Source organism: Actinomadura sp. NPDC023710, assembly GCF_040639875.1.
Taxonomy (GTDB): Bacteria; Actinomycetota; Actinomycetes; order Streptosporangiales; family Streptosporangiaceae; genus Spirillospora; species Spirillospora citrea.
Genome location: NZ_JBFAGB010000026.1, coordinates 46,930 through 69,641, shown reverse-complemented (window position 1 = coordinate 69,641; position 22,712 = coordinate 46,930). Strand labels below are relative to the sequence as shown.

The window sequence follows — 22,712 nt, the reverse complement described above, 5'->3', positions numbered from 1 at the left end:
CGTCACCCCTGACGGGTGCCGCGCGCCGCGGTGACGGCCACGGTGGCGTAGGACATGGTGAAGGCGCCCCCCAGGGCGTCGATGGCCTCGCCGACGCCTTCCAGCACCTGCGCCCGCTGGCCATCCGGGAGCCCGGTGAGCGTGCCGTGGGTGGGCATCTGGTCCAGCCATTCGTCGCGGGTGTAGGTGCGCTCCCAGTCGAAGCGCCACTGCTCCGGCTCACCGAAGGCGCCCGTGTCCTGGATCCCGTCGGCGGCCTTGGCGAACATCACCTGGTAGCCGTCCATGGCCGGCTTGTCCACGCGGATGGTGAACGGCGAGTCGGGCACGACCCGCCGGTAGACGGCGGCGAAGGCGTCCGCCACGGTGGGCGGGAGCTGGAACACGTGCCAGAACGCCGCCAGCCGGCCGCCGGGCCGCAGCACCCGCGCCGCCTTGGCCGCTCCGGCGACCGGGTCCACCCAGTGCCAGGCCGTCCCGGCGATCACGGCGTCGAAGTCCCGGCCCGCGGGGTCCCAGGACTCGAACGTCGCCTCCTCGACCTCCAGCCCGCCGCGCCGCGCGAAGGCGGCCATCCGCGCGTCGGGCTCGACGCCGAGCACCCTGCAGCCGGCGGCCTGGAACTGGCGGGCCTCGATGCCGGTGCCGCAGCCGACGTCGAGGACGTCCGGTCCTGGGCTGGCGGCGGCGACGCGCTTCACGAGCGCGTCGGGATAGCGGGGCCGGGCGCGGTCGTACCGTTCGGCGTCGGAGCCGAAGGACTCCGCCACCTCGCGGGCGCGATGCGGTTCGGGGGAAGGGTCTTTCGCTACAATGGGCATGCGCCCACTATGAATGGGCGCTTGCCCACTCGTCAAGGAGGATCCGCCGTGCCGACAGGTGTCGCCATGCGCGACGTGCGCGGCCGGCTGTTCGACGCCGCCGAGCGCGTCCTGCTGCGGGACGGGCCGAGCGCGCTGACCAGCCGGGCGGTCACCGAGGAGGCCGGCTGCGCCAAGGGCGTCCTGCACCGGCACTTCGCCGACTTCGACGCCTTCCTCGCCGAGTTCGTCCTGGACCGCGTGGACCGGATGGACGCCGAGGCCGCCGCCCTGCGCGACGCCGCCGGGACCGGCACCGTCGTCGGCAACCTCGCAGCGGCCCTGAGCGCCGTCTTCGCGTCGGTCGCCGTCGCGGTCGTCCCCCTCATCACCTTCAGGGACGAGCTGCGCGCCCGGCTGCGGCGGACCTGGCCGGCCGGCGTGCCGGTGCTGACCGAGGCCGTAGAGATGATCGCCTCCTACCTCGCCGCCGAGCGCGACCTCGGCCGCCTCGCGGCGGATGCCGAGGTCGACCTGCTCGCCCCCACCCTGGTCGGCGCCGGCCATCTGCTGTTCGCCGACCGTGCCGCCGCGCCCCCGGACGACGAGGCCGTGCGCAGGACGGTGACCGGGGTCGTCGCGGCCGTGCTGCGCTGAGCGCGCCTACAGCCGTTCGATGACGAGCCGGTCGTCCCGGACGGTCACCGGCGTGTCGAAGGCGGCACAGGCCTTGGCGAAACGGTCGATGATCCAGGCGCGGTCGGCGCCCCCGGCCAGGCGGGTGCGGCAGAAGTCCAGCCGGATCGGCACCGCCTCGATCCGGGACGGCCCGGCGGCGTCCAGCGTCACCAGGAACAGCAGACCGAGGTCGTTGCGCAGCAGGGCGTCGACCGCGTAGTCGTCGATGAAGTCGCCCATGTCGAAGACCACCGGCCACGCCACGGCATGGAAGACGTGCGCGGAGCTCCCGGCGACGAGCGTCGCGCCGGCGTCCACCAGCCTCCCCGCCGCGCGCCGCACGTAGGGCAGCGGCGCCGGGATCATGTTCGGGCCCCAGTGCGGCATGACCAGGACGGCGTCGTGCCCGCCGCGGAGCCGCCGGACCTCCTCCAGCAGGAAGTCGGGGACGCCGTCCTCCAGGTCGGCATGGGCGACGCCCGGACGGCTCGTCCCCGCGGCGAAGTCGGCCGGATGGTCGGTGGCGCCGAGGACCGCGACCCGCACTCCCCCGGCCTCCAGGACGGCGGGCTCCCACGCCCGCCCAAGGTCCTCGCCGGCACCGACGGTCCGGACGCCCGCCCGCCGGAGGACGTCCAGCGTGTCCGCCAGCGCGTCCGGTCCGTAGTCCAGGGCGTGGTTGTTGGCGAGCGTCACGCAGTCCACGCCGAGGTCGGCGAGGGTTTCGGCCGCGGCCGGCGGCGCACGGAAGTGGAAGGGCTTGCCGGGCGCGTCCCACCGCCGCCCGCGCTCCGACACGCAGCACTCCAGGTTCACCAGGGCGAGGTCGGCCTCGTGGAAGACCTCGCGCACCCCCTCGGAGAACAGGCCGTACGGGCCGGACGCGGCGATCTCCTCCGCCACGCCGCGTCCCAGCATCGTGTCTCCGGCGAGCGCGATCGTGATGGCCATCGCAGAACCCCTGGGACAGTCGTGCCCCGTTCGGGGACGGCTCTCACCGGTCACGGCGAGATCGGGTGGCACGGTCAGGAGAGCGCGCGGCCCGGACCCTTCTTGATCTGGTCGACGAAGAGCCGGGCGAGCGCCTGCTGCCCGGCGACCGTCGGGTGGTAGCTGCGCGGCTCCGCTTCGAGCGCCGCGAGGTTCAGCGTCAGGCCGTTCATGTAGGCGTCGCGGCTGCCCACCCCGTGACCGGCGAACGCGCTGTAGGCGTCCACGAACTCGACGCTGCCGTGCCGGTGCCCGGCCAGCTTGCGCGCGTCGGCCTCCAGCACCGACTGCCGGATCACCCCGCCCAGCTCGTAGGCCCGCGCGTTCAGCCAGCGCTGGTCCGGCACCGTGATGTTGTCCCCGTCCACACCGGTGACCTCGGAGAACGCCTTGGGGTAGGACATCACGATCACCCGCGCGTACGGCGCCCGCGCGGTGATCTTGGCCAGCAGGGCGGGCAGGCTCTGCCGGAGCTCGGCCATCCGACGGGCGATCTCCTCGCCCTGCGCGGAGCAGCCCCGGCCCCACGGAAGCTTGACCACGCAGCCGGCGAGCACCCGCGAGAACCCGACGTCGTTGCCGCCGATGCTGATGGTGATCAGGCTCGTGTCCTGCCCGATGCGGCCGATCTGCGGGGGTTCGCCGCCCCGTCCGTCCAGCACGTCGTCGGTGGTCGCGCCGGAGCACGCCCAGAACGCGGTGCCCTTCGCGAAGCGGAACGCCTGCGAGACCTCGTGGTAGTACGCCTTGGACGTCCGATGGCACCGGTCGAGCGGGTTCTGGTCGCCCACGGTCGCCTCCGCCCCGACGCCCGCCGAGTACGAGTCCCCCAGCGCGACATAGGCGCCCCGCGTCGCCACCTCGACCGGGGCGATCGTCCGGGCGGCCGCGGCGACCGGGTCCGCGCGCCGCCCGGGATCCGGGGTGCGGCACCCGCTCCCGAACACCTCGCACCGCGCCGCCGGCATCGCCACCAGCGGGACGACCGCCAGGGCCAGCAGCAGCGCCAGGAGCGCGAGCGCGGCGCCCCGCTCGCCGAGACGGTCCCGTACCCATGCGACCGGGCTGATCATCGTTCTCCTTCGTGCACGCGCCGGACGTCCATGGGCCAGACGTCCGCCGAGCGCCCCGGGTTCCCGCCTTTACATTGTAGATCTTTAACGGGGGTGTCCGAGCGGCGCCCACATGACGAGGCGCGGCCCCAGTTCGTGCAGGCCGGCCTCGATCTCGGCGTCCCAGTAGGACCTGATCCCCGGCCCCCACCGCTCCGGCGGCAGATCCGCGAATCCGTGCCGCGCGTACCAGGGGCCGTTCCACGGGACGTCCCGGAACGTCAGGAGGCTGACGCCGGGCGACCCGGCCGCGGCGGCCCGCGCCTTGACCTCCTCCAGCAGCAGGACGCCGATCCCCCGCCCCACCAGGTCGCCGCGCACCGAGATCTGCTCCAGGTGCGCGGCCCCGTCGACCTCCTCGATGGCGGCGAACCCGACCGGCGGATCACCGGCCACCACGATCTCGGCACCCTTGCCGATCATCTGCTCGACCACGGTCGGACCTGGCGGGAACACGATCCCGATCTCGCCGAACATCGCTTCGCCCGAGTTCTCGATCTCCGCCAGCCCCGGCAGGTCCTCGCCCCGCGCCGTCCGGACCTCATGCTCCATGCCGCGATCGTAGGCGCTCCCCCGCGGCCCCTTCCTCCCATTAACCGGCCCCCTTCAGGCGTGGAAGCGCAGGTGCCGGTCCATCGGCGGCTCGCCGTAGGAGTCGGCGGGCGGGCTCGGCCGAATCCCGCGCCGCCGCCACGCCGAGGACGGCGACGGCGGGCCTCCGGGCCGGTGAATCCGCCGCCGACCTGTGAGGCGGCCCTCTGCCGGCGGGATGCCCGTTCCCTCCCGGAGGGGAGCCGGATCACGCGCGGGAGGGAGGTCCCCCATCGGGCGCAGGCCCTTCACTGGCCGTGCAGGCAGCCGCACGATCGAAAGGGCGAGCATGATGAAGAACACCATGGCGGTGGTCCGCCGGATTCACGGGCATACCGTCGAGGACGCCCCGCGGTGGGCGGTCGTCTCCGCCTATGCCGCGAGCCTGGTGGTCCTGCCGTCCTGCCTCTGGCGGATCGCGCTCGGCTTCGGCGCTCCGATCGGCCCGCTCCGGGGGGACCTGAGCGACGCGCGCGGAGACCTGCCCGCCTGGGTCCCGATGTGGGGGTACACGATCTTCCTCAGCGTCCTGAGCGAGGCGCTGGCCTTCCTCGCCGTCGGCCTGGTGGCCCGGTGGGGCGAGGTGGTCCCGCGCTGGATCCCCGGCCTCGCCGGGCGCAGGGTGCCGGTCCCGGCCGCCGCCGTCCCGGCGGGCGCGGGCGCCGTCGTCCTCACCATCGGGACGATCACGAGCCTGCCCGGCTTCAACGAGTTCAACGAGCCGGGCGGGACCGCGGTGGCGCTCGAAGGCTGGAGGCTCGCCCTCTTCGTCGTGTCCTACGGTCCCCTCGTCCTCTGGGGCCCGCTCTTGGCCGCCGCGACCGTCGCCTACTGCCTCCGGCGGAGGAGGCGCCCGTCCCTGGCCACGGCCTGAGCGCACCGTAAATGGGCTGCGTCCGGGAGGCGGCCGTGGGCATGCTGGGGCATGGCGTGGAAGCTGACCGACGATGTCCAGGAGTTCCTAGCGCGCGCGGAAGGCTTCCTGCGCGCCGATCCCGTCGCGAACACCGTGCCGCTCACCGTGACCAAGGCCATCCGAACGCAGGGCCCCGGCCTCTACCCGAAGGCGCTCTTCGGCTGGTGGACGGCGGGCGGCGGCGTCGCGGGCACCTGCGTGTGGACGGGGGCGTATCCGGTCATGCTCAGCGCGATGCCGGGGCCCGCGGCGCCGGAACTGGCCGGAGCGTTGGCCGAGCGCGAGGCAAGGGTCCCGGGCGTCAACGGAACGCCGGAGGTCGCCGAGGGCTTCGCGGAGGCGTGGACCGGCCGGACCGGGAGCCCGGCCCGCGTCGCGCGGCGCGAGCGGCTCCACCGCCTGGCGGGGCTCGACATGCCGGACCCGCCGCCGGGCGGCGCCGCGCGGGTCGCGGACGCCGTGGACCGGGATCTCGTGCACGACTGGTATGCGGCGTTCCGCCGGGACGCCGGCGGCCACGGTGACCCGAACCCGGCGGTGGTCGACGGCCGGCTCGCGGAGGGCGGCATCGTCCTGTGGGAGTCGGGCGGCCGCCCGGTGGCCATGGCGGGACGGACGCCGGCGGTGGCGGGAACGGTGCGGGTGGCGCCCGTGTACACCCCGGCCGAGCACCGCCGCCGCGGCTACGGGGCCGCGGTGACCGCCGCCGTCACCCGCGCAGCCCAGCACGCCGGCGCCGAGGACGTCGTCCTGTTCACCGACCTCGCCAACCCGACCAGCAACAGCGTCTACCACCGCCTCGGCTACCGCCCCGTCGAAGACCGACTGGTCCTCGCCTTCACCTGACCCGCGGCACGTCCAGGAAGCGCGGCCGCACCCGTGCACGCAGGCACCTCGGGTCTCCCACACCGCGCCGGCCGCACCGTGTCTGGGGGTCGTTCGGGAGAGGGCGTCGCCGCCTGGGGCGGGGTTACCTGACGCCGGCCTCCTTCATGTCGCGGAGTTCGCGCTTGAGTTCCTTGATCTCGTCGCGGAGGCGGGCGGCGAGTTCGAACTGCAGGTCGGTGGCGGCCTGGTGCATCTGGTCGGTCATCTGCTCGATGAGGCCCTCCAGTTCCTCGCGGGGGCGCTCGCCGACCAGGTCGGCGGCGTGCCGCCCGACCTCCCGGGTGCGGGAGGCGAGGCCGGGGACGGGCGCCTTGCCGCGGCTCTGCTGGCGGCCCCCGCCGCCGATCAGGGTCTCGGTGTCGGCGTCCTCGCGGGCGAGGGAGTCGAGGATGTCGGCGATGCGCTTGCGCAGCGCCCGCGGTTCGATGCCGCGCTCCTCGTTGTAGGCGCGCTGCTTGGCGCGGCGCCGGCTGGTCTCGTCGATCGCCCGCTCCATGGACGGGGTGACGGTGTCGGCGTACATGTGGACCTGGCCCGACACGTTGCGGGCCGCGCGGCCGATCGTCTGGATGAGGGACGTCTCGGAGCGCAGGAAGCCCTCCTTGTCGGCGTCCAGGATCGCCACGAGGGAGACCTCGGGCAGGTCGAGGCCCTCGCGGAGCAGGTTGATGCCGACGAGGACGTCGAAATCGCCGGCGCGCAGCTCGCGCAGCAGCTCGATGCGGCGCAGGGTGTCGACCTCGCTGTGCAGGTAGCGGACCTGGATGCCGAGTTCGAGGAGGTAGTCGGTGAGGTCCTCGGACATCTTCTTGGTGAGGGTGGTGACGAGGACGCGCTCGTCGCGCTCGGTGCGCTCGCGGATCTCGTGGATGAGGTCGTCGATCTGGCCCTTGGTCGGCTTGACGACGATCTCCGGGTCGATCAGGCCGGTGGGGCGGATGACCTGCTCGACGACGTCGCCCTTGACGCGGTTCATCTCGTAGGGGCCGGGCGTCGCCGACAGGTAGACGGTCTGGCCGATCCGTTCGAGGAACTCCTCCCATTTCAGCGGGCGGTTGTCCATGGCGGACGGCAGCCGGAACCCGTGCTCGACCAGCATCCGCTTGCGGGACGCGTCGCCCTCGTACATGGCGCCGATCTGCGGGACCGTCTGGTGGGACTCGTCGACGACGAGGAGGAAGTCCTCGGGGAAGTAGTCCAGGAGGGTGTTGGGGGCGGTGCCGGGGCCGCGGCCGTCGATGTGCCGGGAGTAGTTCTCGATGCCGGAGCAGGTGCCGACCTGCCGCATCATCTCGATGTCGTAGGTGGTGCGCATGCGCAGGCGCTGCGCCTCCAGCATCTTGCCCTGCCGGTCCATCACGGCGAGGGTCTCCTCCAGCTCGGCCTCGATCTGGCCGATGGCCCGCTCCATGCGCTCGGGGCCGGCGACGTAGTGGGAGGCGGGGAAGACGTACAGCTCCTCGTCCTCGGTGATCAGCTCGCCGGTGAGCGGGTGCAGGGTGGCGAGCTTCTCGATCTCGTCGCCGAACATCTCGATCCGGACGGCGAGCTCCTCGTACTGCGGGATGATCTCGACGGTGTCGCCGCGGACGCGGAAGGTGCCGCGGGTGAAGGCGAGGTCGTTGCGGGTGTACTGCATGCCGACGAGCTGCCGGAGCAGATCGTCGCGGTCGATCTCCTGGCCGACGTGCAGCCGGACCATCCGGTCGACGTACTCCTGCGGGGTGCCGAGGCCGTAGATGCAGGACACGGACGCGACGACGACGGTGTCGCGGCGGGTGAGCAGCGAGTTGGTCGCCGAGTGCCGCAGCCGGTCGACCTCGTCGTTGATCGAGGAGTCCTTCTCGATGTAGGTGTCGGTCTGCGGGATGTACGCCTCGGGCTGGTAGTAGTCGTAGTACGACACGAAGTACTCGACGGCGTTGTTCGGCAGCATCTCGCGCAGCTCGTTGGCGAACTGGGCGGCGAGGGTCTTGTTCGGCTGCATGACGAGGACGGGCCGCTGCAGCTTCTCCACCAGCCACGCGATCGTGGCGGTCTTGCCGGTGCCGGTCGCGCCGAGCAGCACGGCGTCCTTCTCGCCGGCCGAGACACGGGCGGCGAGCTCGGCGATCGCCTGCGGCTGGTCGCCCGACGGCGTCATCTCGGTGACGACCTCGAACGGCGCCACGCGGCGCCGCAGGTCCGTGACTGGGCGCATCGACACTCCCCTGGATCCGGCGTTCTCCCTGCTCCCCCAACTGTATGCAGGGGCTCCGACATTCCGCGGCCGTGCGGGCGGCGGCCGGGGGCTCAGGAGGCGGGCAGCGGGAGCCGGGCCCGGACGGCGTAGCCCCCGCCCCGGGGGCCCGCGTCGAAGCTGCCGCCGAGGGCGGTGACGCGCTCGCGCAGCCCGACCAGGCCGTTCCCGCCGGAGGGCAGCCGGTGCTCGGGCGCGGCGGTGGGCGGTTCGTTGGCGATCTCCACTTCGACCGCCTCCGGGAGGAGGCCGAGGTCCACGCGGGTGTCGGCGGCGCCGGCGTGCTTGTGGACGTTGGTGAGGGCCTCCTGCACGAGCCGGTAGACCGTCCGACCGACGGCGGCGGGCATGGGGCGCTCCTCGCCGCGGATCGTCAGGTCGACGCGCAGGCCCGCGGCACCGGACTGGCCGACCAGCTCGCGGAGGTGGGCCAGCGTCACCACCTGCTGCGGGAGGGCCTCCTCCCCCTGCCGGAGCACCCCGACGACATGGCGGAGCTCCTCCAGCGCCTGCCGCCCCATGTCGCCGATGACCGAGGCGGTCTCGGCGGCCCGCGCCGGGTCGCGGACGGCGATCGCCTTCAGCGCGCCGGCGTGGACGACCATCACGCTGACGCGGTTGGCGACGACGTCGTGCATCTCCCGCGCGATGCGGGTGCGTTCCTCCCCCCGCGCGCGCTCCGCGAGCAGATGCTGCTCGCGTTCGAGTCTCGCCGCGCGTTCCTGGAGCGAGGCCAGGAGCTGCTTGCGCGCGCCCATGTAGAGGCCCAGCAGGACGGGGACCCCGACGAACGCGATCCCGAAGATCGACTGCGCGAGGAAGGACTCCGTCGCCGCGGTCGGGGCCGGGAAGACCAGGCTGGCGACGTAGCCGGTGACCGCGATGATCACCACCGTGCGGCGGGACGCCGTGTAGGCGGCGAGCGAGTACAGGACGATGAGGGTGCTGAACGCTCCGGCGCCCGTGACGGTGCCGAACACCACCGCGAACACGGTCAGCCCCACCGGGTGGGAGCGCCGCACGATCAGGGCCAGGCCGAGCACGACGCTGCAGGCGGACACGACGGGGGGCGGCAGCCAGAACTTCTGGTCCGCGAACCACAGGAACACGCCGTCGCCCACCGCGAAGGACAGGGCGATCGCGATGTCGAAGGCACGGGAACGCCGGGTGGGCCATGCCCCCGACCACCATCCCCGTACTCGCATGGCGATGAGCCTATAGCGACCGGAAGGGCGCCTGTCGCACACGTGAGCGAACCCCCTACCTGCAGGGCTTTTCCCGCGAATGGGCGCTGTGGTTACGATGACCGCGCCGGTCGTGCCGTTCGAGGGGGCCGACCCTCAGCGCCCCCGAGCGCCCCGGCGCCGACTAGGACGGGGAAACCGCACCATGGCCCGATTCGCCGACTGGTTCGGGAAGAACGCCGACGCTGTGATCGCGCTGGTTCTGGCGGTCGTCGTGGCAGTGCTCGGCCTCGGGGTGAACCTGCCGAACGAGACCGAAATCACCAACAGCGGGATCCTCGCGGTGATCGGCCTGCTGGCGACGTCGGTGCTGCGCGACCGCGGACGGCGCATCCCGGTCGAGGCCGAGGTCCGCGACACGCTGCGCGCCTCGTCGGCCACGCTCAGTGAACTCGACGCCAAGCTGACCCACATCGAGGAGTTCGAAGGCGTCCTGGCCGACACCAAGCGCGCGCTGGACGAGACCACGGTCGTGCGGGTGATCAGCGGGGCGCAGGTGGCGCAGGTCCTGGCGGAGGCCCGCCGCGACACCGACCGGTGGTTCTTCAAGGGCGGGACGGGCACCTACATCCGCGCGCGCACGCTGCCCGAGTGCGTGGCGGCCGCGCGCCGGGAGCGGCGGACGCTGCTGTTCCGCCTGGAGATCCTCGACCCCACGAACGTGGAGGTGTGCGAGGCGTACGCGCGTCACCGCCGCTCGGTGTCGGAGGGCCCGGACGCCACGGGCGAGCCCTGGACGCTGGATCGCACCCGCAAGGAGGCGTACGCCACGATCCTGGCGGCGTGCTGGCACAAGCAGCGGTTCGCGATGCTCGACATCGACATCGGCCTCGCGCAGACGATGACGACGCTGCGCTACGACCTCGCCTCCTCGCGTGTGGTGGTCACCCGCGACGACCCGCGCGGCGAGGCCCTGGTCGTCGACAGCGCCAAGTTCTACTACAGCTGGGTGAGCGCGGAGCTGCAGACCAGCCTCGACCAGGCGCGGCGGGTCCCGGTCGAGCAGGCCAGGCTGGCACCCCTGGACGACGAGCCGACCGTGGAGGAAGCGCGCAAGCTCTTCGAGGTCATCGGAATCGACCTCGCGCAGGGCTGTACCGACCGCGACGTCATCGAGATCATACGAAAGGCCCTCCGGGCCAAGGACCCCTACGAGTGACCCGTACGTGACGGGGCGTGCGCGGGAGACGGGCCGGGGAGCGAAGGTGTCGGCGAACAGTGAGGCCGCCGGAGTGAGGTACGAGGAGATCCGCGAGGAGATCCACGCCGGTACCGCGGCGCGGACACTGCCGGCGTGGGCGGGGCGGATCCTCGGCGGCGTCCTGGAGGACGCCGCGGCGGGCCGCCCCTCCGTTCCCGCGGTGCGGCACCCGCTGGGCTTCCTGTGCCTTCCCCTGGAGCGCAGCGGTGACCTCGGGGTGTGCCTGCACATCTGGACGCCGGAGGTGCGCCCGGCGCCGTCCACCACGTCGCCGGTCCACTGCCACAGCTGGGAACTTCTCAGCTTCGTCCTGTACGGGACGGTCCGGAACGTGCGGATGGACGTCAGCGAGGCTTCCGGCACCGGGACGCAGCAGGTCTTCGAGGTCGTGAGCCAGGGCGACCTGGACGAGCTGAGGGCGACGGGGCGCGCCGTCCACTGCTCCCCCGCCGGGTCCAGCACGCACCGGACCGGGGAGTCGTACACCCTGCCCGCCGGTGTCTTCCACAGCACGCTGATCGAGGACGGCCGGGACGCCGCCACGGTCGCCCTGGGCCGGCGGACGCCGGGCGGGGGCGACCTGTCGCTCGGCCCTCTGGACGTCGCCAGCCACAAGGTGCGCCGCTCGCGTTCCGACCACGCCGACACTCTGCGGGCCCTGCGGCGCTCGGCCCGCAGGATCGCCGCCGCCCACTGCTCACCCCGCCGGTAGCCGGACGCCGGATCCCACTGGAGAGGCCCGATGAGACCCACGACCCCGTCAGCGGCCCTTCCGGTCGATCTTTCCGAGGCCCGCCGCGTGGCGGTGGAGGCTGCGGAGGCGGCGGGCGCGCTGCTCAGCGCCCGCGTGGACGGCCCCCTCGGGGTGCGGCCGAAGGGCGCGGGCGGGGACGTGGTGACGGAGCTGGACACCGCCGCCGAGGACCTGATCGTCGGGCGGCTGCGGGCCGCGTACCCGGGGCACCGGATCATCGCCGAGGAGTCCGGGATCCTCGACGGCGCGCCCGGCGAGGACATGGTCTGGCTCGTCGACCCGCTGGACGGCACCAACAACGTGGCGATCGGCATGCCGGTGTACGCGGTCGGGCTGGCGTTGTGCGCGCGCGCCGAGCCGGTCCTGGGCGTCGTGCACGACCCGGTGAGCGGCCGGACGTGGTCGGCGGTGCGCGGGCGGGGCACTCTGGGCCCGGACGGGAGGCCCCTGACGCTGGCCGACCGCCCCCGGCCGGGACGGGAGAGGAACCCGCTCCTGGCCTGGACGCAGGGCCACCAGGTCGGTGCGGGCGATCCGGTGGCGTTCGCCATGCGCTCGGCCCTGGAGCTGCGGTGCGCGCGCATGCTGCAACTGTGGGCGCCGCTGGTGGCGTGGACGATGCTGGCGCGCGGCGACATCGACGGCATCGTCGGCTACCTGCCCGAGATCGTGGACCTGCCCGCCGGGATGCTGGTGGCCGCCGAGGCGGGCGCGCAGCTGCGCCGCCTGGACGGCGCCCCGTACGAGCTGGGCATCGACCGCCCGCCGTCCGAGCTGGGCTTCGTCGCGGCGCGTCCCGAACTGCTCGACCGGCTCCTGGAGACCACGGCGAAGATCGATCCGAGGGACGGGTGCGCCCCCGTCGCCCGGTGAGCCCGTCCCCGGCGGGGAGGGGGCTCAGCCGGTCAGCAGGAGGGCCCCGACGGCGGCGGCCGAGCCCGTCACGGCCAGGACCGTCCCCGCCAGGACGAACGTGCGCATCGGCACGCGCACGTCCCAGCGCCGGCACCACTCGAACCACAGCAGCGTCGCCAGCGACCCCCAGGGCGTGATGACGGGCCCCACGTTCGTCCCGACGAGCAGGGAGAGCAACTGGTCCTTGTTCGAGGCGGGCACGGCCGATTCCCCGGCGACGTAGGCGGGGAGGTTGTTGAGGACGTTCGACAGCCCCGCCCCCGAGAACGCGGCCCGCACCGCCCCGGCCGTACCGCCGTCGTCGCCGATCAGGGCGCGCATGGCGTCGTCCAGCCCGAATCGTTCCAGAGTGGGGACGACGAGGAACAGCCCGGTGACGAACACCATGAGCTGCCAGGGGATGAGCGCGGGGCGCAGCACCGACCGGTCGCGCACGGCGAAGGCGACCACGGCCACGACGGCGGCGGCGGTCGCGGCGAGGCCCAGCTGGATCCCGGTGTGCACACCCGCGAGGATCGCCCCGATGAACAGCAGGCAGGCGGCGCCCGTGGCGGAGAACAGCACCCGGTCCTTGACGGGCACCGGGGCGGGCGGGTCGTAGGTCTCCTCGCCGCGCATCCGACGCCGCCAGTAGAAGACCCACAGCAGCACCATGGTCACGGCCAGGACCGCCAGTTGCGGCGCCCACATGCGCGCAGCGAACGCGCGGGTCTCCAGCGCCACGCGGTCGGCGGCGAGCAGGTTGGTCAGGTTGGACACCGGCAGCAGCAGGCTCGCGGTGTTGGCCAGCCACACCGTCGTCATGGCCAGCGGGAGGGTCGCGATCCGCGCGCGCGCCGCCAGAGCCAGCATGACCGGAGTCAGCAGCACTGCGGTCGTGTCCAAGTTGAGGAAGACCGTGGTGAGCGACGCGAACGCCACGCACAGCAGGAACAGCGCGACGTAGTTGCCGCGGCCGGCCTTGGCCATCCGCTGCGCGATCGCGTCGAAGACCCCCGCCTCCTTGGTCAGCTCCGCCAGGACGATGACGCTGAACAGGAAGAGCAGCAGGGGTGCGATCCGCCCGACGCTGGAGCGGGCCGTGTCGGCGGGCAGCAGGCCGGTGGCGACGAACACCAGGCCGAGCACCAGAACGGCGATGCGGATCCAGTCGAGAACGCCCAAGGAGCCGGCGGCACGGCGCAGGGCCTCGGTCGGAGGGGGCGGCACGCGCGTCATGATTCCATAGGCGCCCCGCCGCGCTTCCACGGGCTGCGCCGCCGTGCCGCCAGGGGCTGCGCCTCGTGCCGCCGCAGGCGGCCGGGGCGCTGCGTTCGGGCCGTGCTCCGCGCGATACTGGCGCCATGACACCCCCCGGCCACCCCCAGGAGCGCCCGACCGACTTCTTCATCAGCTACTCGCCGGCCGACGAACGGTGGGCGTCCTGGATCGCCTGGCAACTGGAGGCCGCCGGGCACCGCACGATGATGCAGGCGTGGGACTTCGTGCCCGGGACCAACTTCATCGACTACATGGACCGGGGCCTGTCGGAGGCCAAGGTCGTGGTGGCGGTGCTGTCGCGCAACTACCTGCGCTCGCGGTACGGGCGGCTGGAGTGGATGGCGGCGCTGCGGGCCGACCCGGACGACCCGGCGCGCAAGCTGGTCACGGTCCGCATCGAGGACTGCCCGATCGACGGCCTGCTCTCCACGATCACCTACGTGGACCTGGTGGGGGTGGACGACCCGGACGAGGCGCGCCGGCTGCTGATGCGGCGCATCCAGGAGGCCCTCGCCGGCCACGCGCGTCCCCTCAGCGGCCCTGGCTTCCCCGGAGCGGGGCAGAACCGCCCCGGGCCGCATCCCGGTGGCCGGGAACCGCTGATGGGCCGCCTGGAGGAGACTGACGGGCCCGAGGGCGGGGGCCGGCGGCCCGAGCCGACGGGAGAGCGGCCCGCCCGGCGGGCGCCCGTCGCCGCGCCGGCGTTCCCGGCGGCGGACGCCGGGCAGGAGCCGCGCGAGCACCTGACCGTCCTGCACGTCTCCGGCCCCCGGTTCGGCCGGACGCTGGCCGAGCCCGGCGAGCCGACGACCGCCACCGAGCTGCAGGACCGGATCTGGAGCGATGTGACACGGCTGGCCGACTCCGGCGTGCCGCGGCCCGACCTGCTCGTCGTCACCGGCAACATCACCCACTCGGGCAGCCGCAAGGAGTTCGCCGAGGCGCTGTCGTTCCTGACGAGCCTGCGCGCGCTGCTGGGCCTGGAGGCGCAGCGCGTCGTGGTGGTGCCCGGCACCCACGACGTCACCCGCGCGGCCTGCCAGGCGTACTTCTCCAGCTGCGAGGCCGACGACATCGAGCCACAGCCGCCGTACTGGCCGAAATGGCGCCACTACGCGGGCCTGTTCAAGGAGTTCTACCAGGGCATCGACGCGCTCATCTTCGACAGCGCCCAGCCGTGGACGCTGTTCCCCGTCCCCGACCTGAAGGTCGTGGTGGCCGGGCTCAACTCGACGCTGCCGCAGACCCACCGCGAGGAGGACCGCCACGGGCGCGTCGGCCAGGCGCAGGCCGCCTGGTTCAACCAGCGGCTGCGGCACTTCGAGGACGAGGGCTGGCTGCGCCTCGGCGCGATCGAGCACACGCCCATCGCGGGCGAGCCCGGCGCGCTGCGCGACCCCGAGACGGTGGAGACGCTGCTCGCCGCCCACGTCAACCTGTTCTTCCAGGGGACGGAGTCGGAGTACGGCGCCGTCCCGCTGCTGGCGGGCGACGTCCCGTCCGTCCCGGCGCTGGGCCCCGGCCGGCACCAGCTCGTCGTCGTGCGCGGGGACGGGCTGGAGCGCTGGATCCCCGAGGACGCCGCGAGGCGCGGCCCGGAACGCCTCGAACGGTCCTGGACCGCCGTGGGCGGAACGTTCCCACCGCCGCTCGCGCAGACCCCTCCGGCCCCTCCCGCCCCGGAACTCGGCCCCGGCGGCGACGGCACCGCCGACCCCGTCCCCGATCCCACGGGGCGCCTGCTCGACCGCCTGACGGAGGCGTGCGAGACGCGGTTCGAGCGCGCCACCATCCGGCGCGTCGTCCCGCCCGCGCGCGAGGACGGCCGCTCCGACCCGCCGCACCTGCTGCTCACCCACCTGGAGGACGGCTTCGTCCGCCAGTACCGCATCGGCGCCCACGTGGGGCGGGTGACCGAGGCGGACGTGGACGCGTTCGTCCGGCACGTGCACGCCGACGGCACCGACCACGGCTCGGAACTGGTGTACCTGGGGCCGGCCCCGGCGCGGTCCGTGCGCGACGACGCGCTGCGCCGCGGCATCCGGGTGCGCAGCCTCACCGAGTTCCAGGGGCTCCTCGACCTGTCGGAGTACGTGGCGGCCCAGTCGGGGCGGCTGTCCGCCGGCGGGGTCTACCCGCCGTCCCTGTACGTCCCGCAGCGCTACCGGGAGCTCGACCGGTTCCTCCCCGACGGGGAGCGCCGGTCGGGCGCGGACGTCCACGACGACGTGGTCGGCGAGATGCTGCGGCTGCTGGCCGCCGACCACGGGCGGTTCCTGCTGCTGCTCGGCGACTTCGGCCGCGGCAAGACCTTCGCCCTGCGGGAGCTGGCCCGCCGCATCCCGGAGGAGCTGCCGCACGTCGTCCCGATCCTCATCGAGCTGCGGGCGCTCGACAAGGCGCACTCGGTGGACGGCCTGGTCGCCGCGCACCTGGCCAACCACGGTGAGGAGCTCATCGACCTCAAGGCGTTCCACTACATGCTCCGCCAGGGCCGCATCGTCCTGCTCTTCGACGGGTTCGACGAGCTGGTGACGCGCATGACCTACGACCGGGCCGCCGACCACCTCGACACCCTGCTCCAGGCCGCCCAGGACAAGGCGAAGATCGTGGTGGCGAGCCGGACGCAGCACTTCAAGTCGCAGGCGCAGGTGCTGACCGCCCTCGGCGAGAAGGTCGGCGTGCTGCCGCACCGCCGCGTCCTCGCCCTGGAGGAGTTCACGCCCCCGCAGGTCCGCTCGTACCTGGTGAACCGGTACGGCGACGAGGGCGCGGCCGAGGACCGGTTGAGCCTGCTGGCGGGGATCGAGGAGCTGCTGGCGCTGACGTCCAACCCGCGGATGCTGTCGTTCATCGCCGACCTCTCCGAGGAGCGGCTGCGCGCGGTCGCGCAGGCGCGCCGCGCCGTCAGCCCCGCCGACCTCTACCAGGAGATCCTGTCGTCCTGGCTCGCCTACGAGGCCGAGCGGGTCGGCGGCGCGGGCGGCCCGTCCGGCCTGGAGGCCGACGACATGTGGCAGGCCGTGGGCACGCTCGCGCTGCGGCTGTGGGAGGGCAACGAGCAGTTCCTGCGGCTCGCGGAGCTGGCCGACGTCGCCGACGCCCTCACCGGGCTCGCCGGTGGGCGGATGTCGCCGCACCAGGTGACCCACGCCGTCGGCGCCGGGAGCCTGCTCGTGCGCACGCCCGAGGGGCTGTTCGGCTTCATCCACACGTCCGTCATGGAGTGGCTCGTCGCCCGGCACATCGCGGACGAGTTCGCCAAGGGCGAGGCACCGGCCGCCCTCGGCCGCCGTGCCCTGACCCAGCTCGCCGTCGACTTCCTCTGCGACCTCGCCGACACGCGCGCCTGCCAGGAGTGGACGGCCCGGGTGCTCGCCGACCCCGAGGCCGACGACATCGCCCGCGCCAACGCGATCCGCATCACGACGCGGCTGCGCACCCCCGCGCACACCGACCTGCGCGGCGCCCGCCTGCAGGGCGAGGACCTGTCCTACCGCGACCTCCAGGAGGTCGACCTCACCGGCGCCGACCTCAGCGACGCGCAGCTCGTGGGCGCGAACCTCTCCCGCGCCGTCCTGCGGGACGCCTCGCTCGCCGGGGCGCGCCTGGACGAGGCCACCCTGACCGGCGCCGACCTGCGCGGCGCCGACCTGTCCCGGGCCCGTCTGGCCCGCGCCGACCTGCGCGACGTCGCCGTGGAGGGCAGCCGCTGGACCCGCGCCGCCCTCGTGGACGCCGTGCTCCCGGACCGCGTCGCGGCCGCCCCCGAACTGCGCGAGGCGGCCATCGCGCCGGGCCGCCCCATCGACATCCAGGTCGCACCCGCCGCGGTGGGCGTCCCCTACGGCTTCCACTTCCAGACCAGCCGCCTCCCCCAGCCGCTCGCCTACAGCCCCGGGGGCTCCGTCCTGGCCGTCGGCAGCGAGGACGGCGGCGTCCTCATCTGCGACGCCGTCACGGGCACGCCGCTGCGCAGCCTCCAGGGCCACACCGACCGCGCCTACGCGGTCGCCTTCGACCGCGCCGGAAGCCTACTGGCGAGCGGGTCCGCCGACGGTTCCGTCCGGCTGTGGGACCTCGCCACCGGCCACACCACGCACACCTTCGCCGTCCACCCCGCCGGCGTGTGGCCCCTGGTGGTCGGGGGACGCTCCCCCGCGGGCAACGACCTCGTCGCCGCGGGCGCCGCCGACGGCACCGTCCGCGTGTGGGACACCCTGTCCGGCCTGCTCCTGCACGAGCTGCCCGGGCACACCGCCCCCGTCTACACCGCCGTGTTCGACCCCGCCGGGTCGCTCATGGTCACCGGCGACGCGGGCGGCACCCTGCGCGTCTGGGACCTCGCCACCGGCGCGCTGCGCCGCGAGCTGGCCGGCCACCACGGCGCGGTGTTCCGCGCCGTGTTCCACCCGGACGGCTCCCTGCTCGCCGCCGGGGACGAGGCGGGCGTCGTCCGGCTCTGGGACATCCGCACCGGCGAGATCCGCCAGGAGCTCCTCGGCCACACCGGCCGCGTCTACGCCATCGCGTTCCACCCGGACGGGGACCTCCTCGTCACCGGCGACACCGACGGGACCGTCCGCATCTGGGAGGAGGGCCGGCAGCGCAGCGTCCTCACCGGCCACGGCGGCGGCATCTACCAGGCCACCTTCAGCCCGGACGGCGGACGGCTCGCCACCGCCGACAGCGCCGGGTCCGTCCGCCTGTGGGACCCGCGCACCGGCCGCCAGCGCCTCGAACTGGCCGGGCACCGCGGCGCCGTGTGGCCGTTCGCGTTCCGCCCGGACGGCGCCCAGCTCGCCACCAGCAGCAACGACGGCACGGCCCGGATGTGGGACGCCGAGACCGGGCAGTGCCGCGTCGTGCTGCGCGGCCACGGCCGCCGCGTCACCGGCGTGGCGTTCAGCCCCGACGGCGGCATGCTGGCCGCGAGCGGCAACGACGGCCTCGTCCGGCTCTGGGACCCGCGCTCCGGCCGGATGATCCGCGAGCTGCGCGGCGTGGCCGACAACCTCACCTCCGCCGCGTTCAACACCCGCGACTCCCAGCTCGCCACCGCGACCAACGACGGCGGCGTCCACCTGTGGCAGGCCGGGACGGGCACGTTCGAACGCGAACTGAACGTCGAGACCGACCACGTCTGGGCGCAGGCGTTCGCGCCGTCCGGGGACGTCCTCGCCACCGCCAACGACGACGACTCCGTCCGGCTCTGGTACTGGACGACCGGCCGCGAGACCGTCAACCTGGCCGACCACCGCGGCCGCGTCCGCTCCATCGACTTCCAGCCCGGCGGCGCCCTGGTCGCGACCGGCTGCGACGACGGCGTCGTCCGGCTCTGGAGCCCCCGCACGGGCGAGCTCGCCGCCGCGCTGCGCGGACACGGCGACCGCGTGTACCAGGTGTCGTTCTCACCGTCCGGGGAGACGCTCGCCAGCGCCAGCAACGACGGGACCGTCCGCCTCTGGGACCCGTCCACGGGCGATCTTCTGCACACCCTCACCGAGCACACCGGGCGCCTGTGGACCACCGCGTTCCACCCGTCCGGGGCGATGCTCGCCAGCGCGGGCGACGACATGGTCGTGCGCCTCTGGAACCCGTCCAACGGGCGGCTGCTGCACGCCCTCACCGGCCACACCCGCCGCGTCTGGTCCGCGGCGTTCAGCCCGGACGGCTCCCTGCTCGCCACCGCGGGCGACGACGGCGCCATCATCCTGTGGGACGTCACCGACCGCGCCGCCCCCGCGCGCCGCGCCACCCTCCTCGGCCTGGCCGAGGGCTGGGCCGCCCTGGCCCCCGACGGCCGCTACAAGTGGGAGGGCGACGCCACCGCCGAGTTCTGGTACGCCGTGGGCATGTGCCGCTTCGAACCGGGCGAGCTCGACGCCTACCTCCCCGAGGTCCACCGGCTCCCCCTCGACGCCCCGTTCTAGGACGCGGTGCGGTGGGTCAGGAAGTCCCAGAGGGCGTCGACCTGGGCCTTCAGGTCGGCGAGGGTGCCGGAGTTGTCGATGACGCGGGTGGCGACGGCGCGGCGGTCGGCGCGGGACGCCTGGTTGGCCATGCGGGCGCGGGCGTCCTCCTCGGTCATGCCGCGGCGGGCGACCAGGCGGTCCAGCTGCGTCTCCTCGGGGGCGTCCACGACGACGACCTCGTCGTACATGCCGGCCAGGCCGTTCTCCGCCAGGAGGGGGACGTCGTAGACGACCACCGCGTCCGCGGGGGCGGCGTCCATCAGCTCCTGCATCCGCTCCCCCACCAGCGGGTGGACGATCGCGTTCAGGGCGGCGAGCCGGTCGGGGTCGGCGAACACGATGCGGCCGACCTTCTCCCGGTCGAGGGCGCCGGACGGCAACAGGACGTCTTCGCCGAACTCCGCCACCACGGCGGCGAGGCCCGGGGTGCCCGGCTCGACCACCTCGCGGGCGATCCCGTCGGCGTCGATGACGACCGCGCCGTGCTCGCGCAGCCGCTTCGCCACCTCGCTCTTGCCCGAACCGATCCCGCCGGTGAGTCCCACTTTCAGCACGGGACACACCCTAGCGGCGCGGCGGCCGGGAGGTTCCCGCGGGGACGAGGGCCTTGCGCATGTGCACGAGGGTGAGGTGCGCGGCGACGCGCTCCCGGTGCGTCTCGGAGTAGCCGAGCCCCCGGTACAGGCGCAGGTTCGCCTCGCTCAGGTGGCCGGTGAACAGCACGCACGCGTCGGCGCGCCCGGCGATCTCGCCCTCCAGCTCCGTCAGCAGGCGCCGCCCGATGCCGCAGCGCTGCAGGTCGGGGACGACGACGAGCCGCCCGACCAGGCACGTGCGGTCGCTGAACTGGGCCCGCACGGCGCCGACGAGGCGGCCGCCCATGACCGCCTTCAGCGCCACGGCGTCGCCCGCCAGCACCTTGCGCAGCTGCTCGGCCGACTCCACCAGCGGGGGGATGAACGGGTCGCCGTACAGCTGCGCCTCCGAGACGTAGGCGGCCCGCTGGACGGTCATCATCTCCCCCGCGTCCCCGGGGGCCGCCCGCTCGATCGCGACCGTCTCGGCGCTCATGGGCGGTCTCCTCGCGGGGGGCCGGATCCCCGCACCCCCCGGTTCGCTTCGCTCATCTCACGACCCTAGCGGCGGGCGCCGCCGGCGTCCGCTCACCGCCCGATCCGGACGGTCACAGCGACGGGGTAGTGGTCGGAGGCGTCGGACTCGGGCACGTCGTAGTCGGTGACGAGGACCCCGTCCGATCCGAAGACCCAGTCGGTGCTGGTGCCGTCGGACCTGGTCGGGTACTGCTCGCCGCCGATCGCGGTGTTGCGCAGGTCGGTGCCGTCGGTCATCGCGATCAGCTCCGGGCTGCCCGGACCCGCGTTGAAGTCGCCGCCGATGATCGTGCGGGGCGCGCCGCCCCAGGCCCGCAGCAGCGCCGCGATCTCCCGGGCCCGCTCGCCGCCCCGGTCGTCGCCGCCCTCCAGGTGCGTCGACCACACGTCCATCGTGGTCTGGCCGACGGCGAGCCGCGCCCACACGTAGCCGCGGATCTGCGACCAGTCGCCCTTCGGCATCCGGCCCGTCCCGGAGCTGCGCACCGGCAGCGACGTCAGGATCGCGTTGCCGAACTGGCCGTCGGCGGCCGGCCCCCAGATCAGCTTCATGCCGAGGCGCCGCGACAGCCACACGGCGACGTCGGTGGTGCCGGACAGCAGCGACCCGCGCCCGGCCTCCTGCAGCAGGACGACCTGCGCGCGCTGCCCTTCGATGACGCGGGCGACGCCCTCGGGGTCGAGGCGCCCGGACTGGTTGACCGCGTCGTGGATGTTGTAGCTGAGCACCCGCACCTGGCCCCCGGCGGGCGCGGCCGGGGCCTCGCCGTCCGGCGCGGCCACGGTGAACACGAGGGTGCCGCCCAGCAGCACCAGCGCGGCGGCGCCCGCGGTGAGGGCCCGCAGCGGGACGCGCGCGGGCAGCGGGCCGCCGCGCGCCGCGGCGATCGCCGCGAGCGCGCCGAGCAGGATGCCGGCGAGCCCGGGCAGCAGGTTGTTGGGGACCGGCAGCGGCGAGACGGCGCTGACCTGGTACGGGATGAGGATCGCGGCGACGAGCAGGCCGCCGAGCGCGGCGCCGGCGTCCACCCGCCAGACCGGCCCGCCGGTCCCGGCCCGGCGCAGCGGCGCGCGGCACGCCACCGCCAGCAGCCACGCCGACAGCACCTGCCCGACGATCACGACGGGGACGACCTCGATGCCGGAGAGCGCGTACGTCCCGGCGACGGCGCCCGCGCCGACGCCGAGGAGCGTCCCGCCGAGCACGCACACGCCGCCCGGCACGGCCCGCACGGCGAGGCCGGAGGCGAGGAACGCCAGCGCGAGGCCCTGCCCGATGACGATCGCGACGTGCGCGCCGGTCAGCGACTGCCAACCCGACGAGGCGACGAACGCGGGGCTGGCGAGGACGAGGATCTGCAGCGCGAGGAACGGCCCGAACGCCGCGGCGCCGAGCGCGTCCCGCCAGGACACGCCGGGCGCGGAGACGGGGCCGGACGCTAGCTCGCGGTAGAGCGCGGCGGCGCCGACGCCGACGAACGCCAGGCAGGCCAGCCAGGGGCCGAAGCCGTCGCGCCACACCGGGTCCCAGGTGGCGAAGCACATCCGCACGGCGCCGTCGATGGACAGGCCCGCGACGGTGGCGGTGGCGAACCCGACCCCCGACAGGCCGCGGGCGCCTTCGTACAGCGCCGCGACGGCGATCATGCCGATGGCGGTGCCGGCGAACGCGAGCCACGTGCGCGGGTCGAGCGCCTGCGCGAGGAGCCGGACGGCGAACAGCCCGCCGACGCCGGCGAGCAGCAGCCCGCGCGGGCCGGCGAAGCGCCGGATCAGGGGGGCGGCGAACCCTGCGAGGTAGACCACGAGCACCGCGCCTGCGGCGGACGCGGTCCCGGCCTCGTCGGCGAAGTGGTCGAGCTGCGGCAGCGAGAACCGCAGCGTCTGTGCGAGCACCGCGACGGTGACGGCGATCAGCGCGAGTCTGGCGGGGCCCTGCGGGACGATCGGGGGGCCGGCCGCGGCCGGGCCGCCGGTCCTGGTGCCTACGTCTGTGCTGGCCAATTGAACGACTGCTCCCGGGGGACGAGCGGACCT

Annotated in this window: 17 protein-coding genes; 7 read left to right on the top strand and 10 right to left on the bottom strand. The window is 74.2% G+C overall.

Annotated features, from left to right (window positions below):
* Positions 1 to 2: 2 nt before the first annotated feature.
* The gene (locus AB0H37_RS27740) at positions 3 to 821 is read right to left on the bottom strand and encodes a class I SAM-dependent methyltransferase (protein ID WP_360616250.1); all 819 of its coding nucleotides are present in this window, start codon (positions 819 to 821) and stop codon (positions 3 to 5) included.
* A 48-nt stretch (positions 822 to 869) separates the two neighbouring features.
* Here AB0H37_RS27740 and AB0H37_RS27735 point away from each other — a divergent pair, with 48 nt between their 5' ends.
* Positions 870 to 1,457 carry a TetR/AcrR family transcriptional regulator gene (locus AB0H37_RS27735; protein WP_179833966.1) on the top strand — a complete coding sequence of 196 codons (588 nt, stop codon included), beginning with the start codon at positions 870 to 872 and terminating at the stop codon, positions 1,455 to 1,457.
* Between the two features lie 6 nt (positions 1,458 to 1,463).
* On the opposite strand, the gene AB0H37_RS27730 is transcribed toward AB0H37_RS27735, so the two are convergent.
* From AB0H37_RS27730 to AB0H37_RS27720, 3 genes are all read right to left on the bottom strand, one after another.
* On the bottom strand, positions 1,464 to 2,429 hold the full coding sequence (locus AB0H37_RS27730; RefSeq protein ID WP_360616248.1) for a CapA family protein: 966 nt from the start codon (positions 2,427 to 2,429) through the stop codon (positions 1,464 to 1,466).
* 74 nt (positions 2,430 to 2,503) lie between these two features.
* Positions 2,504 to 3,541 carry an SGNH/GDSL hydrolase family protein gene (locus tag AB0H37_RS27725; protein ID WP_329092955.1) on the bottom strand — a complete coding sequence of 346 codons (1,038 nt, stop codon included), beginning with the start codon at positions 3,539 to 3,541 and terminating at the stop codon, positions 2,504 to 2,506.
* A gap of 84 nt (positions 3,542 to 3,625) precedes the next feature.
* Positions 3,626 to 4,132, bottom strand: a complete 507-nt coding sequence (locus tag AB0H37_RS27720) for a GNAT family N-acetyltransferase (protein ID WP_360616246.1) — start codon at positions 4,130 to 4,132, stop codon at positions 3,626 to 3,628.
* Between the two features lie 328 nt (positions 4,133 to 4,460).
* On the opposite strand from AB0H37_RS27720, the gene AB0H37_RS27715 reads away from it, so the two are divergent.
* Positions 4,461 to 5,045 (top strand): hypothetical protein, encoded by a 585-nt coding sequence (locus AB0H37_RS27715; RefSeq protein WP_360616244.1) that lies wholly within the window; start codon positions 4,461 to 4,463, stop codon positions 5,043 to 5,045.
* Positions 5,046 to 5,096: 51 nt separating this feature from the next.
* Positions 5,097 to 5,933, top strand: coding sequence for a GNAT family N-acetyltransferase (locus AB0H37_RS27710; protein ID WP_360616242.1), 837 nt, complete (start codon positions 5,097 to 5,099; stop codon positions 5,931 to 5,933).
* Between the two features lie 124 nt (positions 5,934 to 6,057).
* Here the strand turns inward: AB0H37_RS27710 and uvrB are convergent, their stop codons facing one another.
* Positions 6,058 to 8,175, bottom strand: a complete 2,118-nt coding sequence (gene uvrB, locus AB0H37_RS27705; protein WP_360616240.1) for an excinuclease ABC subunit UvrB — start codon at positions 8,173 to 8,175, stop codon at positions 6,058 to 6,060.
* 92 nt (positions 8,176 to 8,267) lie between these two features.
* The gene (locus AB0H37_RS27700) at positions 8,268 to 9,419 is read right to left on the bottom strand and encodes a histidine kinase (protein WP_329092965.1); all 1,152 of its coding nucleotides are present in this window, start codon (positions 9,417 to 9,419) and stop codon (positions 8,268 to 8,270) included.
* A 184-nt stretch (positions 9,420 to 9,603) separates the two neighbouring features.
* Here AB0H37_RS27700 and AB0H37_RS27695 point away from each other — a divergent pair, with 184 nt between their 5' ends.
* Genes AB0H37_RS27695 through AB0H37_RS27685 form a run of 3 tightly spaced genes read left to right on the top strand, consistent with a single transcriptional unit; the run spans position 9,604 to position 12,286 of the window.
* Entirely contained in the window at positions 9,604 to 10,617 is a 1,014-nt protein-coding gene (locus AB0H37_RS27695; protein WP_329092967.1) for a hypothetical protein, read from the top strand.
* 46 nt (positions 10,618 to 10,663) lie between these two features.
* Entirely contained in the window at positions 10,664 to 11,371 is a 708-nt protein-coding gene (locus tag AB0H37_RS27690) for a hypothetical protein (protein ID WP_360616237.1), read from the top strand.
* 30 nt (positions 11,372 to 11,401) lie between these two features.
* Positions 11,402 to 12,286: an inositol monophosphatase gene (locus AB0H37_RS27685; RefSeq protein ID WP_360616235.1), complete on the top strand. Its 885-nt coding sequence runs from the start codon at positions 11,402 to 11,404 to the stop codon at positions 12,284 to 12,286.
* A gap of 24 nt (positions 12,287 to 12,310) precedes the next feature.
* Here the strand turns inward: AB0H37_RS27685 and AB0H37_RS27680 are convergent, their stop codons facing one another.
* A complete protein-coding gene (locus AB0H37_RS27680) occupies positions 12,311 to 13,537 on the bottom strand; it encodes an SLC13 family permease (protein WP_360616234.1) in 1,227 nt (408 codons plus the stop codon).
* Positions 13,538 to 13,671: 134 nt separating this feature from the next.
* Between AB0H37_RS27680 and AB0H37_RS27675 the strand changes: the two genes are divergently transcribed.
* On the top strand, positions 13,672 to 19,521 hold the full coding sequence (locus AB0H37_RS27675; protein ID WP_360616232.1) for a TIR domain-containing protein: 5,850 nt from the start codon (positions 13,672 to 13,674) through the stop codon (positions 19,519 to 19,521).
* Here AB0H37_RS27675 and coaE read toward each other — a convergent pair.
* The 3 genes from coaE to AB0H37_RS27660 all read right to left on the bottom strand — a co-directional run bounded on the left by coaE (position 19,518) and on the right by AB0H37_RS27660 (position 22,679).
* Positions 19,518 to 20,117, bottom strand: coding sequence for a dephospho-CoA kinase (gene coaE, locus AB0H37_RS27670; RefSeq protein ID WP_360616230.1), 600 nt, complete (start codon positions 20,115 to 20,117; stop codon positions 19,518 to 19,520). The genes AB0H37_RS27675 and coaE overlap by 4 nt on opposite strands.
* 10 nt (positions 20,118 to 20,127) lie before the next feature.
* On the bottom strand, positions 20,128 to 20,634 hold the full coding sequence (locus AB0H37_RS27665) for a GNAT family N-acetyltransferase (protein WP_360616228.1): 507 nt from the start codon (positions 20,632 to 20,634) through the stop codon (positions 20,128 to 20,130).
* Between the two features lie 92 nt (positions 20,635 to 20,726).
* Positions 20,727 to 22,679: an endonuclease/exonuclease/phosphatase family protein gene (locus AB0H37_RS27660; protein WP_329092980.1), complete on the bottom strand. Its 1,953-nt coding sequence runs from the start codon at positions 22,677 to 22,679 to the stop codon at positions 20,727 to 20,729.
* Between the last annotated feature and the right edge of the window lie 33 nt (positions 22,680 to 22,712).

What these genes read in the sequence shown, in the direction of transcription:
- AB0H37_RS27740 (WP_360616250.1), bottom strand. Translation starts at nt 821, where the DNA reads ATGCCCATTGTAGCGAAAGACCCTTCCCCCGAACCGCATCGCGCCCGC.
- AB0H37_RS27730 (WP_360616248.1), bottom strand. Translation starts at nt 2,429, where the DNA reads ATGGCCATCACGATCGCGCTCGCCGGAGACACGATGCTGGGACGCGGC.
- AB0H37_RS27725 (WP_329092955.1), bottom strand. Translation starts at nt 3,541, where the DNA reads ATGATCAGCCCGGTCGCATGGGTACGGGACCGTCTCGGCGAGCGGGGC.
- AB0H37_RS27720 (WP_360616246.1), bottom strand. Translation starts at nt 4,132, where the DNA reads ATGGAGCATGAGGTCCGGACGGCGCGGGGCGAGGACCTGCCGGGGCTG.
- AB0H37_RS27715 (WP_360616244.1), top strand. Translation starts at nt 4,461, where the DNA reads ATGATGAAGAACACCATGGCGGTGGTCCGCCGGATTCACGGGCATACC.
- AB0H37_RS27710 (WP_360616242.1), top strand. Translation starts at nt 5,097, where the DNA reads ATGGCGTGGAAGCTGACCGACGATGTCCAGGAGTTCCTAGCGCGCGCG.
- uvrB (WP_360616240.1), bottom strand. Translation starts at nt 8,175, where the DNA reads ATGCGCCCAGTCACGGACCTGCGGCGCCGCGTGGCGCCGTTCGAGGTC.
- AB0H37_RS27700 (WP_329092965.1), bottom strand. Translation starts at nt 9,419, where the DNA reads ATGCGAGTACGGGGATGGTGGTCGGGGGCATGGCCCACCCGGCGTTCC.
- AB0H37_RS27695 (WP_329092967.1), top strand. Translation starts at nt 9,604, where the DNA reads ATGGCCCGATTCGCCGACTGGTTCGGGAAGAACGCCGACGCTGTGATC.
- AB0H37_RS27685 (WP_360616235.1), top strand. Translation starts at nt 11,402, where the DNA reads ATGAGACCCACGACCCCGTCAGCGGCCCTTCCGGTCGATCTTTCCGAG.
- AB0H37_RS27675 (WP_360616232.1), top strand. Translation starts at nt 13,672, where the DNA reads ATGACACCCCCCGGCCACCCCCAGGAGCGCCCGACCGACTTCTTCATC.
- AB0H37_RS27665 (WP_360616228.1), bottom strand. Translation starts at nt 20,634, where the DNA reads ATGAGCGCCGAGACGGTCGCGATCGAGCGGGCGGCCCCCGGGGACGCG.